The organism is Candidatus Nitrosocosmicus oleophilus, assembly GCF_000802205.1.
GTDB lineage: Archaea > Thermoproteota > Nitrososphaeria > Nitrososphaerales > Nitrososphaeraceae > Nitrosocosmicus > Nitrosocosmicus oleophilus.
In genome coordinates, this window is sequence record NZ_CP012850.1 from 1,430,677 (window position 1) to 1,446,039 (window position 15,363).

The window sequence follows — 15,363 nt, forward strand, 5'->3', positions numbered from 1 at the left end:
CGACTTTAGAAATGAGAAATTTATTACTTTTCCGTTTTACGGTAGTATTTGTTTGTCTCAGTTTTATCTACATCATTGAATCTATAAATGATATTTAAGAAAGGAAGTATTAAAAACATAAAAGTGCCCGCTGGGTTTTATTCTATTTACAATTATTAAAAGAAATAATCTATGTAATTAATAACGCTATAGAAACTGTATGTATAATAGGTAGCTATTCAAATAATGTGTTGGATGCCGTTAAAGTAGGCAAAGACCATGAGATATTATTTACAATCCTACAAACAAATATGTCTATAATATTGCTAATAAAGAGGGAGGGATATATCTGTATCAAGTCCGTTGGATATAATATCAAATCCAGATTTAGATGACATATTAAAATCTACTTTCAAAAAGAATCTTCGTTGATCCTGTAATCTTGGATTGTAAAAAAATAAGTAATATTCGATTAAAAGAGTGGATGTATTGTAATGGATATATGCTATTCTTAAAATCGTGTTTTGTTTCATCGAAATTCTCATGTTTCTACTCCATAGAATGAATTACTATGTAATACTTAATCTACTTTTACTTCACCAACCATTGAAGGGTGATAAATGCAATAGTACTGGTATTCACCGGAATCATCAAATTTAAAGCTGAAATATTGGTTGGATATTATTGCACCTGAATCAAAGACTTCTCCTGCATCCTTGTCATTATCTTGTCCTGAGGTTACTGTATGGGATATAGTATCGCCGTTATACCATGTAATTGTTTGACCTTTTTCTATTGAAATAGGATTAGGAGAGTAGGAACTATCACCATTTATTCCTACTATGACTGCAGGAACAGAATTGTCATTCTGAGAATTGATTTGATCATTATTGTCCAACTGTTCTTGTTGCTGACCTTTAGTTGTTGTACCGATGGAGGCTGTGCTAGTCCAATTTGTTATATTACCAGAAGAAGGCAAGATTCTAAATAGAGAACCAGTATAACTTAAAACATACAGGTATCCATCTGGACCTGTTTGTAGGTCTGTTATACCGCCAAAACCTTGACCAAATACTATGGGTTGATTTTCTTTGGGGTCGTTAACTTCTCTATCTGCAAGTGGTCCTGTATTTTCTGCATATCCATTATCAAAGGATAGGTCATTTCGTGCTTCATTAAGAACAAATCGATACAAAAGACCATTATTTATGTCGCCTACAAACATGTTATTCTGATATCCTGTTCCTAACTTACTGGAATTCAAGAATTCCAATGCTGTAACGCCTATTGGTGTAACCCAAGAGAATTTTGGCTCAGAATATGATCCTTTCCCAAAATATACCAAGTCATCAGGTGTTGCTCCAGTAACCATAAAATCATTCTTTGAAAATCCTTGAATCAATGACCAACCGCTATTAAAGCCGGGATAGACTAAATTGATTTCATCGCCCGCCGTCGGACCATTCTCAGTATCCCATAGATTACTGGTCACGGGATCAAAGTCCATACCAAAACTGTTGCGAATACCCATTGCATAGTACAAATTAAGAGGGGATTCATCGCCAAATATGACATCGCCCTTTACGATATCGCCATCCTGAGTAACTCTGAGTACACCGCCAAGTCCATTTGGCTCTGGACCATCTTCAATATTCTGTGCTTGGGTCCTATGTCCTCCCACTTCTCCTACTATGTAGTAGACGTTATTATCCGGACCAATTCGGATTTTGCCTCCATTGTGCTCTCCTCTACCATTATCTGGAATTGCAGTAAGATCTAGTAGCAGAGTAGGATTTTCCAGTTGCCCGTCAACGTATTCATAACGATATAATCTATTACCTGATGGGTCAACATTGTCTTCAAAATCGCTACCATCTGCATCGTTGCCTGATTCAGTATAAGATAGGAAAACATAGATTTTTCCATCTGGTTGTTTTGCTAAAGCAATACCTAGTAAACCTCTTTCTATGTCAGTAGCCACAGATACATCAATTGCTGGAGTATCCTGTATCTGACCATCTATAACATGCATTACCTTCCCGGTTTCTTTTTCAGTGACCAGAATATCGTTAGGTCCTAAAAATGCCATACTCGTAGGCTTTTCTAATCCGTCGGTTACTTTTTCCACCTTGAGCACTTTATCTTTTACAGTGGGTCCATTGGGCGCTACAGGAGCTTTAGCATATGCTCCATAGGATAAATTAATCGTAGAATAATTTGAATAAAATAATAAAAATATGCAAAGAGCAGATAAAACAAATAATTTACTACTTGTTTTTTTTAGCAATGACTACTGATCATGAATTGGCGTATTAAAGAGTATTTATGAATTTCCTAGTATATCTGCCACTACTTAAAATTTTTGTATCTTGCGTATTGAATCAAAATGACCTAAGTATAATATTTGAGTTATAGTAAAATATCATTAAATAGATAATTAATATTTGATTCTTAAAACTTCAAGTATCCCTTTTCTAAACAAAATGCAAACTGAGATTGATAAAAATAATGTCCATAGACTTGCCACGGTAAATTCTGAATACTCTATCATTTTCTATCCAATATACTAGTATCGCTATATACTTTATTGTCACGTTTAGAGTCATTCACATTAAATCAAACATAATTTAAGGTTTAGAACCTCCAATTAAGGAAATTTATGAAGAACTAAAAAAGATAATGACATCAGGCAATAAATAAATATTAAAGGGTTCACAAAATGAGCCAAACATAATATATTTTTTGACAAATTTAATGCATTTAAGCTAGTGTTATTTATTCTTAATAACATAAAACTCGATATTTTTTTGAACTTTACTATTTTAAAAAGACCTAGTTATTATCTGAGTTGGAATAAAAGATTAAAGATTTTTTTCTTTTAGCCAGGTAGATTCAATGTGGTAAAACTTATAGAGTCAGTATTAATATCGCGAGTATTATGCGTAATGAACTTGTTTAGACATGTTATCTCAGTGACCATGAAAAAATTATTTCGAAAATTACATTCCATTGTATTTTTTCGGTAGTAACACTTTCTAGAACTTAAGTAGTTAGTGCAGATAAACTCTGTAAATTTATAGTTAACTTTACAGAGGCTGCGTTAGACATTGATATTTCAGATTGTAATTTCAGGTAATGCAAGCCGGGCTAAGCGAACACTGTGCCTCAACTTCTGCTTGAGAGCTACCGAATTGTCCGGTAAGATTACTACTGGTATTATTCTGAGCATCGGCCGTTGGGGTAACAGAGATGGCTGGAATTGTTAATACAAGAATAGTCAAAGCCATTATGCAGAGGCCTGTGATCTTTTTAATATTCATACTTACAACCAATGAAAGGATCGATTTAAGGGTATTGGGTATTTTGTGAATATATTCATTTCAAAACACCCCTGAATATTCTTCCTGTTGTGGGTCTAGTAAGAAGGCTATTGTATCAAAGAATAGACAATGGCAGAGTTTGTAAAGAACTTTAAGAATGATATGACAAAGGATAGTCAGCATCTGCGTAACCCAAATGATTTTACATTAAGTATTGTATTGTGGAGATCCTAGACATTTTACGGATTGCCTTGAATAGTGCATTTTACAGGATCTCATTGTAGAGGAATTGATAAAAACGTTACAAATTGTATATCGTAGAGCCGATGATACTCATGACGCCAAAATGGGGACTACGGATTAGTAGTCCTTCAACTCAAAGGCAATAGAGTTTCTGAATGACAGTCAGGCAGTCTGTTACTCGTTGGTCAGCATCATCTTTTCAGGAATGATATGGTTTGTAATATTAGGTGATCTAGCGTTTCATCCATAACATGAACCGATTTGATCCAAACAAGATAGCGACCCTTTCTATGGATTTAGATCGGCATCATAAAGAGAGCGAATTCTAATACTCAAAGGTTTTGAATTCTTAGAATTATGGATTCATCTTAGTATAAGAAACATAATAGAAAATTCAATTCTCAATTAAATGATTAGGATTAGAATAGTTATCCGACAAGATACCCTCAAATCAGGCACCAATCTTGTAACTATTACTCTACGGAATATGGCTTTATATGGCAGAAAAAACTCATCAGACCCACGTGGATATCCTCATGATTTCTACAGAATCCGCTACTTATTTGTAGTAATGATTTATGTAAAATAATGTTTTGGAACTAGAAATCAAAGGTTTTCTTAATAATCTGACCAGTAATAAATTCTTATTTTTATGAAAATGGCAGGGTTTATCAATAATATCGACATAGAATTGACGAAATGAAAACATGTGAGATTTGTGGTGGTACAGTATCCTCTGGAACTACCGGCATTGTATGTTCCGCTTGTACTAGTATTAGAGAATTCACAACAGCTTCAAAAGGCTCTCTTCCTGAACATATATGTGGTTGTATTAATACAGATAGAAAGAATTGTCCTTTGTGTAAGAAACCATGTCATCATGATACATCCTTAAACCCTAAGATATTAATTTCACCAATGTAATATGAAGGGGAAGTAATTGATATGCAATTTATTTTATTTTACAAAAGAATATGGGAGATTCAATTATCAGTTACGAGATATTCTGAATGTTAAATGCGTTCAAAAAAATTACAAAACATCTTTTCAAACTCTGATAGGATGCTATGGTTTACCCTAAATTCTATACCTTAAAGTATCCACATATTATGTGAGAGCGTTAATAATAAAATAAATATAAAAAACCTAAAGTGAAGAGTTTGATAATCTAATATTTTGGCCCTGATTCTTGACCCTAACGTCTCTAGGATTTCGCTATCATTCAACTCCCCATGAAAATGGTTATATTCCAAAAGTAATGAACATAATAATTGTAGAAATAGACATTATAACAAAGGTGGTCCAACCAATAATATTTGTAAGACGTCCATTTGTGTTTTCCTTAAGAATCTCTTTATCATTAGATAGTTTCATAACTACAAAAATAATGGGCACTGATACAACTCCATTAATAACTGAGGCATATATTAGTGCTGTAATGGGGTTAATACCAAGAAAATTCATACCTAAACCGATTATTCCACATATGATTATAACTAAATAAAACGCCTTTGCCTGTCCAAACTTTTGACTTAACCCTTGTTTCCAACCGAAAGTATCCGATAATCCATATGCAGTAGAAGTGGCCAGTACAGGTATAGATAAAAGACCAGTTCCAATAATACCTATCGCAAAAATTGATTTGGCAATTTCTCCAGAGTTAGGGAAAGACTGTACCAGAGGTTCGAGTGATTTTGCGGCTTGTTCGGCACTTTGTATTTCTGTAATACCATTGTCATGGAGACTTCCTGCTGTAGTAACAATTATTGCCCATGTGATCAAATGTGCAAAACCAATTCCAACCATGGTATCTGTTCCCATTGATTTTATTTCTTTTTTTGAAACCTTGGGTTTTCCTTTACCTATTTCCTTTATCTTGTGGTGTACAACTTCTTCTTCAGCTTCTTCAGAAGCTTGCCAAAAAAACAAGTAAGGAGAAATAGTGGTTCCAAGAATAGCTACAAGCATGGTTGCAAAGTCAGCGGTGAATTCAACATGGGGAACTATAGTAGCGATTAAAATTTGATACCAATTACCTCCTACAATCAATGCTGTTACTATATATGTTAAAAGTGAAAGAGTCAAATATTTTAATATTTTAATATATCTTTTATAAGGTATCATAATAATTGCAATTATAATAAATGCAGTAAAAAATATGCTAAAAATATTCAAAGATATTTGAGGGAACATAAGGCTAGCCGATGCAGCCATTGCACCAATGTCAGCTCCAACATTTATTGTATTTGCAACTAAAAGGAGAGAAATGAGGGGTAAGACAATTTTTCTAGAATACTTTTTTTTGATGATTGTTCCAAGGCCACTCCCAGTTAACAAACCGATTCTAGCACATATTTCTTGAATTACTATTATCAAAGGAATTAGATAAATCACTGTCCATAGCATTCCCAGTCCAAACTTTGCTCCAGCCTGAGCAAATGTTGCAATACTTGATGGATCGTCATCGGCTGTCCCTGTAATTAAGCCAGGTCCCAAAGACTTGAGAAAGGACTTTATTGACATTTCCTCTGAATTGCTATATTTACGAGTAATATATAAGAATAGAAAAAAAGGTGAACTGACTTGTTTATGTAGTCATAGAGAAACTCTTAACCTACAGTATGTTAGTACGTCAGAATAATGTAAATAAATCTTAATTAATACCATAGCTTTGATAACTCATCAAATTAAAATTGAGATTGAAAAGCAATAGAAGGAAGTGTAAATTATCAAGAAATTAAGTAGATGGTAAACTCCATTTTATCCTTACCAAATCTATTTAGTACGGAAATTTTATTTTCTCCACACAGCTAAATTGCACATATAAGAAACTAATTCTAAAATAGGATTCTTAACAATGTCAATGTCCAAATAATTTATTTCATCACTGATTATCTCTGTCAATTATCTATAGTTGCAAGAAAATCTGATGTTGTTTTAGTTTGTGAGGTTACTAATATTGGAGTGTTAATGTTTCTCTGCCGAAAATTTCAGTTGTAATTATAGCGAACAATAGTATCTAATACCTACTTTCCTTGCGAAGTAAATGAAGAATTAGAATGTATAGGATGTTTAATGTAATTGAATTTCCTAATCTTCTGCTGTCCTCTCATTTACCAAAAGATGTCTTACTAACGACTAACTATGTTTTTCCTAGCATTATTTTTGGTTTTAGCTTGTTGGTTATCATTATTGTATTACGTGCATTCATAGGATGGTAGTCAAAAATGTACCTATCAGTAACATAAAAAATCTTTATCATACATGTCATTCTTTTCACAACTATAAAAAAAGTAACGGGGCTTTTTCTCACCATAAATACTTGCCTACATATCATAAATGAACCAAAGCATCTACCGGCTGAATTGATAAAACCCCAATCTTTCTGTCACTCTTATCATTCAGATGTTTAATTTTTTCTACTAAATCCTCTAACACACTAGCTTCTGCTATTGTTACTACAGTTTTTCTATCTGATGGAATTATTCTATTCTGACCACCTGATTTCCCAGCCCTTAGTGTTTGTTTAGATTTTCCTAGGCCTTGGGAATTGTATAAAGTTGCTTCAAGTTTCAATTCGTCTAATACAAGTATTACGTCGTTTACTTGTCCCGGGCTTACATAGATTTCTATTTTCTTTAGTCCAGACAACACTTTTATTTCATTTCCCTCTGATTTTGAAATTTCAAAAGGAAGTGTATTTTCGTTCATTAAAGTGATCTAAGCTATTATTATTTAAACTTCAGTAAAATACAATCTATCTAGCAGAAATGGACTACAATGGTTCTGTTAACAGTTGTGTAAATGGTAAGATACATCCATCCATCTGTAAAATGATTATATACTTGTTTAGGTATGATACCGCAACACATTTAGCTAACAATCCCGGATTATCAATACTATGAGGGATACATTCTATCAGAACTATTCCCAAATGAATTAGTCTTTATTCTATATTGTAACCCATGATACTCGATCTTTTTCTTTAGGATTAATGATTTCATTTTGTCTAGTTCGATTTGCAAAGTTCGTAATTCTTTTTTCTTTTGTTCAACATAATCATAGACTTGGTGAATAGAAATTCCAAGTCCCGATGCGAATCTATGAATTTCATGCACTTTTTTAACAAAATCCGAAAAAGTCTTGTTTGTTTTGAAGGAATGAATATCTATATCCGTGAGTAATCTTTCCATCTCTATCTCTGAAGATCCCATTTGTTCTAAAAAATTTTTTACCCTGATACCTGATGCCACGTCATTTAGACTCAAGCCTTCTTGTTTTATCATTACATCAACTGCTCTTAACACATCTATGTCTGGAATTTTGGATTTAAAAGACTCGATAATTCTAAATACACTACCATAATCTATTCCATTACATGTAGCGATCATATTAATCGGTATGCCAAAAAGCCAACTGTCAAGCACCTTGTTTTTAATTCCACTTGGTGTTCTTTTTCCCAAATTTATTGCGTACTTGTATATATACTTTACTGTATATAAATAAAATAAATATCTCAAAAAGTTTGTCGGGTAACTATGCATAAACTCTGAAGGGATGAGATTTTGACAGGTTTGGATGAGAGATAAAATGCGGTTTGAGGGGATTCTGATTGGGTTTGGATTTGGACAAGTAGAATAGAGATGTAGGGGATTCTGATTGGTTTAGGTCATGTAAACAAATCGATGCTTCCTTCCTGTAAACTGATCATGATTGCTTTGAATCTATGTTTTTTGGTATAATAGCATGTCCAGTCAGATACTACTTTACCTATTTCTGACTCATCTTCAAAAGTGATTTTCGTGGCCTGTCTGTCTGTGGACCCATAACTAAGGAGACAATATCCTGCAAGATCGATGAAATTTTTTGATCATGTTGTAATTAGAATTGATTCGGTGACAGTCCTATAGTCAAAAGAATAAATAAACAAACAACCGATCATTTTTCTAGAAACCGCCCTAAGAAATAAAAATGGGCACTGAATTCTATTCTGGCTTTTATGGAATATCTGAAATCAAGACAACGAGAAGGCGAAATCACTCCAGGGACCACAATGAATTACTATGGATCCATATAACTATTCTGGGAAATGAATGATCTAGATTTATGAAGGAAAAAAATAGGATTGGTCACTTTACACTATGTCATTGGTTCATCCACTCTGCCGCCACTTTGTCCCAGAATGCATAGGGCCCAGGATAAGGGTGGATTAATAATGTTTAACTATTTTACAGTATTAATGAAATAAATATGATTTATCTACTAATATGAATAGATTTTTTAAACCATTTCGATATCTTCAAATACAAAAAATATATTATTGCATAAATGAGCTGTATTGAAGAATTAGAAAAAAAATATATGGAATTTGAAAGTCTAATGAAAACCTGTCTTCCCAAGGTGGATACTCAGCTAATTGTGGACATGCTTCACCGTTTGGCTGGAGACAGAAACCCTATGTATACACTAGAAATCTTCCTCAATAAAAAACCAGTGCTTGAGGAGATAAGAAATAAGATAGCCACTGATTTACAAGTTGAGCCCGCATTTTTTGACGGAGGAACACATGTAGTAATTGCACATAGAATTGATCTAAAAATGCTTGAATACTTTTCTTCAGATGAGAATGTTTACCGGATTCGAGGAACATATACAGGACATGGACAAGGTGCTTCCATCGGTCCAGTATTTGAAAGAGATGATCCAGAGGAAACATGGGATGATTATGACAAAGCGCATTCCCAAAAAGATAAAACATAATTTGGTAGAATTCCGGGGAAAAATGCGCTTACCGCAGGTGCAAGCTTTCAATTAGATATATTTTAGTTTATATCCCCTAATCATCTGCGACAAATCTAAAGAAGGTATCCCTCACAATAATCCTAGATGGTAAGCTAAAGGTGCAGTGCTATAGAATCTTAACAATCACAATTAGTTTACAGATGAATATAGATATTATTTTAGATAGTTGTCAAAATAACAGTCCAAATTGTAGTAAACTGCATTAAGTAAAATGAATCAACGTCAACATTTTTAAACTTAATGAACTTCCGTTAAAAGTCGACACTAAGGTATCAATAGTCCTCAAAACCGAATATTTTCAACTATTAGTGATTCTAAGAATGAAATAATTCAGTCTCAGGTAATCATAATTATTATAGATAGTGGATATGTTTTAGCTATTGAATCAAAATATATTTCCTTTGACTCTAATGATAATTTTAATGACGAAAATAGTGACACATGAATTGCAATTTATTCTAATATCAAATATACCGTAATGTCTTGTGATTCTATTTTTGAAACACTTTGGACTAAAGGTGAGATAAAGAAAGGACAATATTAGAATAGGAATTAAAGTACGAAACAAATTTAATTTTCCTTCCCCTTAAAACTAATAGATAAGAGTAAAGTCAACCGAACCCTAATACCATACGGAACTTAATCCTACTGAAGTAGATACCGATTCATAGTAACACTTTATATAACAGGATACTGCGTTTTACTCTGAATCCTTTGCATTTTGAATAGGGTGGGAAAATTTACTTCTGATTCAGCAACATCTTTTTTTATCAAACCCTTTGATACAACATTGGTAAATTGGGTTACAGATTGGTCTCAAAAGATACTTTTGTCAGAGTAAAAGTAATCTAATTGTCTCCCAATAATATTTGTTGAATTTGCCTAAACCTGGAAGTTTATGGCGCTATCTAAGCCTATAGTATCTTTCGATGTTAGTGGTATCATTCCAACTACTTTGACTATGTCTGAACCTAAGTATGTAACATATGTATCCTCATCAGTTGGATTGTGCCTCAATCATACTGGATGACTCTCAGCCATATGGTTATTTTGACCATCCTGTGCAAATATGCTGATCAAATAGGAGGTTAGGAGAACCAGGTACCTATTTTAGTTCCTAAATTAGTAAAGTTTGAGAATATTTAATAATGCATAAACTACGCATTCTAATCGTTGAACTTTTGAACAGATGGGGATAACCTCTTGATTTCCCCAGAACCCCGTAGTATACGTGTCTATATACTAGTTATTTTTTATTATACTCGCCATCAGAACCTGAATTTTGCCAATATTAGTAACAACAGGGGGTCTTGGCTATTCCAGTAATATTGGAGACCACTAGACAATATCATGAAATATCTAAAATAAAGAATTCAAAGACTTAATTAATTATCGATAATAGTGTTAAATATATTTACAAAAATAACTCTTTTATAGGAAATTTTTTTGTATTTATTTGTAAGTTTTTCAAATTTAGCAATAATAAATATGGTTTTTACAAAAGTTTATTAATATATTTTAGCCTGATTGTACATGGGAAATGTTGTAACTCCTTTAATTATATCTTGCTTTGTAATTCTTGTCTATATAGCATCAGTATTAACATACAGCATTGTATTTATTGGTTGAAAAAATCCATTCGATCAATCTTTGCAATTAGATTCTGAACGATATAACCAGATGGCTACAGGAATTAATTGTATATATCAAACTGATGTTGGTAAATCTACCCAAACCGTTTTGCTTAATGGAATGAATTTTAGTCAAAATCAATTTTTATTATTCTATGATACTACACCATTTGCAAGTAAAGGCCATGTAGCAGTGACTTTCCCATGTAATGAAGAAGATCCTTCTAAACCATCATTTCAGATTCTGTCAGGTAGGGCTCCTGACCTGTTTACAGTACCATTAGGATATATTCAGAATATTTCATCAGTACCATCAATGTGTGTATTTCACGGTCAATTTGGATTCGGAGATCCGATTACAGATTTGGCACTAAAATATGTTGGTGAAGGAAGCATAGCCCTCAAGGGTCCATACTCTGTTGTGGTATCCGGATTGGAATCCTTTATTCCAAAAGAAAAATCATTCGAAGAATTACAACATGCTCAATTAGCAACTAACCAATAATAACTGCCATTTCCTCTCATTTATCAAAAAATCAGAGTTTATCATTTATGACTATTCTTATTTTTTTATCTTCAAATTCCAACCAATCGTCTGATAACCTGTTTTCAAAAGTTGATTGGCAATACCTACGTCATATATAGCAAGGTATACAAGAAAGCTATTGTTAAATCCTCTACGGGATCTAAAAAACTTGGATTACTATGACCTTTCTTAACCCTAAATTTATCTTCTATGAATGTTGTTTGCATCAAATAATTATGATTCCTATACAAATCTCAATTAAGAAATCTATTTCTGATAGCTATTCGAGTTCTATTGATAAACACCAGATTCTGTTATTCTATCTTATTCATGGATGGAAAACTACTTTAACACAAGATTTTGTACATAATTATTACTTATTTATGAATACAAGTCTATTTTTGTGCCCGATTGATGTCTGGATGGTCCTCATTTAGATCCAAAAACCATTTACTTGTTATCCTGTATGTTGGATATTATTGACAGAACTGACTCCTATCACCATAGGGAACTTAATCCCACCGAATCAGCTACCTATTCATAGTAACTGTATGAAATATTACATTGATATTGGCACAGGTGACTAACATAATTTTGTACAGACAAATTCAATCAAAATCGTAAATTTTCTGGCGGTCTTCTTTTCTCAAGAGCTATCATAGCCAGTAGGTATTTTGTTTTAACCTACAATCTATGAGATTTGATAAATGCGTAAAATATTTTATTAAATCGCTATCTTAAGAATTACTGTATTATCTGTCATCTCTGCTTCTGCATTTTTTAGGTCAAACTGTCTAAATACAAGTTGCATCTGTGTTTTAAAGTAGAGCGAAAAATTTTTTCCCAAATCAAATTGGATTACATATACATCCATACCATTGGATATATCATATCTAAAGTTATAACCCGAAGAGTCGAGCCATGAACGAAGTGCACTCATAAATGACGAGAAAGTATTAGAGGTTCCAAGCATATTGGAAATATCTTTTAGGTGATGGTTACAAAACTCTTCTGTTATTTGTATTACCTGTTCTTCGGTAAGGTGATTCATAGATTCGGCTAGTAGGACTTTAGAGAAATAACCTAAACCAGCTTTTTTAGCAGGTTTATGCCATTGTATATATGATTTTATTATTTGGTTTACCAAAGTATTAACACTTTCCATTTTTTGATCAGCTTCCGATCTTAATTCATCTAAAATAGGTTTTTCAATTCTAAAAGTTATACTCTCACTTTTTATGTTGCCTTTGACATCTTTTTTAACTTTAGGCATTCTTCATTGTAATGATAACAACACTTGCACTTAAATAATTGCATAAAACTTATTTAAATTATTTTGAGAAATCTATTGTAAAATATTCCCAAAAAATTAAATATATGATCAATATTTTAATATATTATGCCTATTATGAATTGCAAAAACAGTCAAAATCCTAAACCCCGTTACAAGGTGATATTTGGTGCAAGAATTATCAAGAATTAATCTGATTGGACATCAATCTAAGGACGAATTTGAAAATAAAATCGGAAAAATGATTGGACTCGAAAATGCTGCAATTAAGACACTGAAAACGATTGCAACCCTCAATAGAAAGGACCTAAAAACAAATATGAAGAAAAACGCTGATATGAAAGCCCGTTCGAAATTTAATAGAATAAAGACCAAAAAACTTTCTAAAGTGTTTGACAATATTGGGAATAGCGAAATTAACCAAAGCATGGTTGAGGAAATAGCAATGGAGACTGAACAAAAGGCCCTTGCAACTTTACATTACTACCTATTGGATACAAATATCAATGAGCAGGATTGCGATGCTTATAGATCATCAAAATTCCTTTGTCTTTCTCAAGAAGGAAACTCTATAGAGCATACTTGTTGTTATTTTTATTGAATTAACTTGCAATTATCAATCTAGGAGAAATGTTGCTGTTAACCGCTAAAAATATTATGTTGTTAAAACACACAATTTGAGACCGGCAAAGAGCAGTCAATTTCAAATATCTCAGAATTATAGATGTTTTGTGTTCAAATCGTTACTCCCGTTAAATTCAAATGGACCATTCGAACTGTTCTTTATTGAAGTAATAGATTTCAAATTGAGATGGGCCAAGTAGTGTAAGTTTTTCCTTTATCGACAAAATATTGAAATCATACAGTAGGCCATAACATGATATCAAAAAAAATTACAGGATAATTCTGGTCATCTGTCCACTTTATCCACCGATAGTTCCGTTCGTCGCCAATTTCAAAATTGGTCCAAAAGTTTGACCGCTATCTGTGCTTATCCTAGCTACTGGCTCAGCCTCTCCACCTCCAGGTATAGTCATCATTGTCATCGGTAGTGTAGATTGTGTTCCTGTTGTGTCGGTCTGATTTCTCCATTCCCACCATGTGACGATTACTACATTATCTCCAACAGCAGCCAACTCTGCATCTATGGAATCGGAATCAGTGCTGTTGCTGAGGTTTATCTTATCTCCGAATGTCACCCCACCGTCTGCTGAAGCCCTAAACATTACTTCATCATTACCCGTTCTGTTAGTCCACCAAACAATGTAAACGTTCTCACCCGAATCTGATGAAGCTATGGGCGCATTTCTCATTGGATCGGTAACCCAAACTCTGCCATTTACAACTCCTGGTGTTTCGAAAGACAAAGCTATACTCGTTATCAATACCGCTGTCACGACTGTGATAATGACCCCTGTAATAATATGAGTTCTTATATTGAATACTCAATAAATTGTAGTATAAAAATAAACTACTCAATAGCCGATCTCAATGGGTGCTCCAAACGGATCCACCGGGTCATCATGACTATCCATATAGCAAACTTAGTTACATCGATTTGTTTTTCTTGGTTCATGAATTGAAAGCGAAAGAAATAGATGGCAAGCAGAAGCGACTATAGAGAAAATGGTTGTTTTCCAATCAATATTTTTATACAAAGTTTATAAAAGTAATATGTAAATATCTTAAGATATCATTCATTTTTGAATTACACACCACCTAACCAACTACCTATTTACAGTAACAATATAAGATTCAATCGTGTTGATGCTTCCTTTAGGTAGATTATTTTATTTTGTATGTTACTCAGCAAAAAGAATATGTGATTGTTTCCTTTGGCTATCTATCTCAAGCAGTTAGAATTTTTAGGACACTACATTGCTTCACTGCTATCCTGTTCAGTTGAGTTTCCTTCTATTGAGAGACAGTCATGATGAGTTTTCTCCGAAACTAGATTGTGTTCCAGCGCTATTTCTAGTTTTTAATGATTACCATTTAGAAATAATTGGAAAAAGTATTCTATATCGCTTAGTTACCATCTCCACCACTGTCATCTCCACCACTGTCATCTCCACCACTGTCATCTCCACCACTGTCATCTCCACCACTGTCATCTCCACCACTGTCATCTCCACCACTGTCATCTGCTATCTCTCCTCCTGTCAAACTCGCAAAATAGTCTATTGAGTTTACATCCTTCCATTTGATGGTAAATTCATAACTCTCAGGATTATTATTAATGATTTCAACTTCTGGTTGTATAGTGAACACCGATCTATCCCCGGAGTTGATAGTGGTATGATCAAGGCGACCTTTTTCGGAACCTATAATTCCACTATCATTATAAAAAACTGCAGATATTTCGACTGATTTTGCAGTGTCTGTTCCATTATTTAAAATCTCACCAACAATTTCATTGGCAAATCCTATGCTATTGTAATTTTGACTTGGTAATACCATGTCATACTTTTTCTTGTTTTCCTGACTGAAAGCATCAGAATGAAGATTGATTCCTAAAACCAATATTGTTATCATCACAAATGATAACCCGAAAATTTCGTTAATTGACAT

General features: G+C 33.2%; 12 protein-coding genes. 5 read left to right on the plus strand and 7 right to left on the minus strand.

Annotated features, from left to right (window positions below):
• Nucleotides 1-559: 559 nt before the first annotated feature.
• Together NMY3_RS06960 and NMY3_RS06965 are read right to left on the minus strand one after the other, a co-directional pair.
• A complete protein-coding gene (locus tag NMY3_RS06960; RefSeq protein ID WP_196818185.1) occupies nucleotides 560-2,266 on the minus strand; it encodes a PQQ-dependent sugar dehydrogenase in 1,707 nt (568 codons plus the stop codon).
• A gap of 841 nt (nucleotides 2,267-3,107) precedes the next feature.
• Nucleotides 3,108-3,299, minus strand: a complete 192-nt coding sequence (locus NMY3_RS06965) for a hypothetical protein (RefSeq protein ID WP_196818186.1) — start codon at nucleotides 3,297-3,299, stop codon at nucleotides 3,108-3,110.
• Between the two features lie 942 nt (nucleotides 3,300-4,241).
• Here NMY3_RS06965 and NMY3_RS06970 point away from each other — a divergent pair.
• A complete protein-coding gene (locus tag NMY3_RS06970) occupies nucleotides 4,242-4,466 on the plus strand; it encodes a hypothetical protein (RefSeq protein ID WP_196818187.1) in 225 nt (74 codons plus the stop codon).
• A 318-nt stretch (nucleotides 4,467-4,784) separates the two neighbouring features.
• Here NMY3_RS06970 and NMY3_RS06975 read toward each other — a convergent pair whose 3' ends face one another.
• The 3 genes from NMY3_RS06975 to NMY3_RS06985 all read right to left on the minus strand — a co-directional run bounded on the left by NMY3_RS06975 (nucleotide 4,785) and on the right by NMY3_RS06985 (nucleotide 8,005).
• On the minus strand, nucleotides 4,785-6,065 hold the full coding sequence (locus tag NMY3_RS06975) for an NRAMP family divalent metal transporter (protein WP_196818188.1): 1,281 nt from the start codon (nucleotides 6,063-6,065) through the stop codon (nucleotides 4,785-4,787).
• An 810-nt stretch (nucleotides 6,066-6,875) separates the two neighbouring features.
• A complete protein-coding gene (locus tag NMY3_RS06980; RefSeq protein ID WP_196818189.1) occupies nucleotides 6,876-7,253 on the minus strand; it encodes a hypothetical protein in 378 nt (125 codons plus the stop codon).
• 188 nt (nucleotides 7,254-7,441) lie between these two features.
• Nucleotides 7,442-8,005 carry a hypothetical protein gene (locus NMY3_RS06985; protein ID WP_196818190.1) on the minus strand — a complete coding sequence of 188 codons (564 nt, stop codon included), beginning with the start codon at nucleotides 8,003-8,005 and terminating at the stop codon, nucleotides 7,442-7,444.
• Between the two features lie 865 nt (nucleotides 8,006-8,870).
• Between NMY3_RS06985 and NMY3_RS06990 the strand changes: the two genes are divergently transcribed.
• Both NMY3_RS06990 and NMY3_RS06995 read left to right on the plus strand, forming a co-directional pair.
• Nucleotides 8,871-9,302, plus strand: coding sequence for a hypothetical protein (locus NMY3_RS06990; RefSeq protein WP_196818191.1), 432 nt, complete (start codon nucleotides 8,871-8,873; stop codon nucleotides 9,300-9,302).
• Nucleotides 9,303-10,994: 1,692 nt separating this feature from the next.
• The gene (locus tag NMY3_RS06995) at nucleotides 10,995-11,480 is read left to right on the plus strand and encodes a hypothetical protein (RefSeq protein ID WP_196818192.1); all 486 of its coding nucleotides are present in this window, start codon (nucleotides 10,995-10,997) and stop codon (nucleotides 11,478-11,480) included.
• A 745-nt stretch (nucleotides 11,481-12,225) separates the two neighbouring features.
• Here the strand turns inward: NMY3_RS06995 and NMY3_RS07000 are convergent.
• Nucleotides 12,226-12,774 carry a hypothetical protein gene (locus NMY3_RS07000; RefSeq protein WP_196818193.1) on the minus strand — a complete coding sequence of 183 codons (549 nt, stop codon included), beginning with the start codon at nucleotides 12,772-12,774 and terminating at the stop codon, nucleotides 12,226-12,228.
• A 187-nt stretch (nucleotides 12,775-12,961) separates the two neighbouring features.
• Between NMY3_RS07000 and NMY3_RS07005 the strand changes: the two genes are divergently transcribed.
• A complete protein-coding gene (locus NMY3_RS07005; RefSeq protein WP_196818194.1) occupies nucleotides 12,962-13,393 on the plus strand; it encodes a hypothetical protein in 432 nt (143 codons plus the stop codon).
• A 322-nt stretch (nucleotides 13,394-13,715) separates the two neighbouring features.
• Here the strand turns inward: NMY3_RS07005 and NMY3_RS07010 are convergent, their stop codons facing one another.
• Complete coding sequence (locus NMY3_RS07010) at nucleotides 13,716-14,189, minus strand: hypothetical protein (RefSeq protein WP_196818195.1); 474 nt, start codon at nucleotides 14,187-14,189, stop codon at nucleotides 13,716-13,718.
• A gap of 624 nt (nucleotides 14,190-14,813) precedes the next feature.
• Between NMY3_RS07010 and NMY3_RS17060 the strand changes: the two genes are divergently transcribed.
• Nucleotides 14,814-14,999 carry a pentapeptide repeat-containing protein gene (locus NMY3_RS17060; RefSeq protein ID WP_196818493.1) on the plus strand — a complete coding sequence of 62 codons (186 nt, stop codon included), beginning with the start codon at nucleotides 14,814-14,816 and terminating at the stop codon, nucleotides 14,997-14,999.
• Nucleotides 15,000-15,363 lie beyond the last annotated feature (364 nt).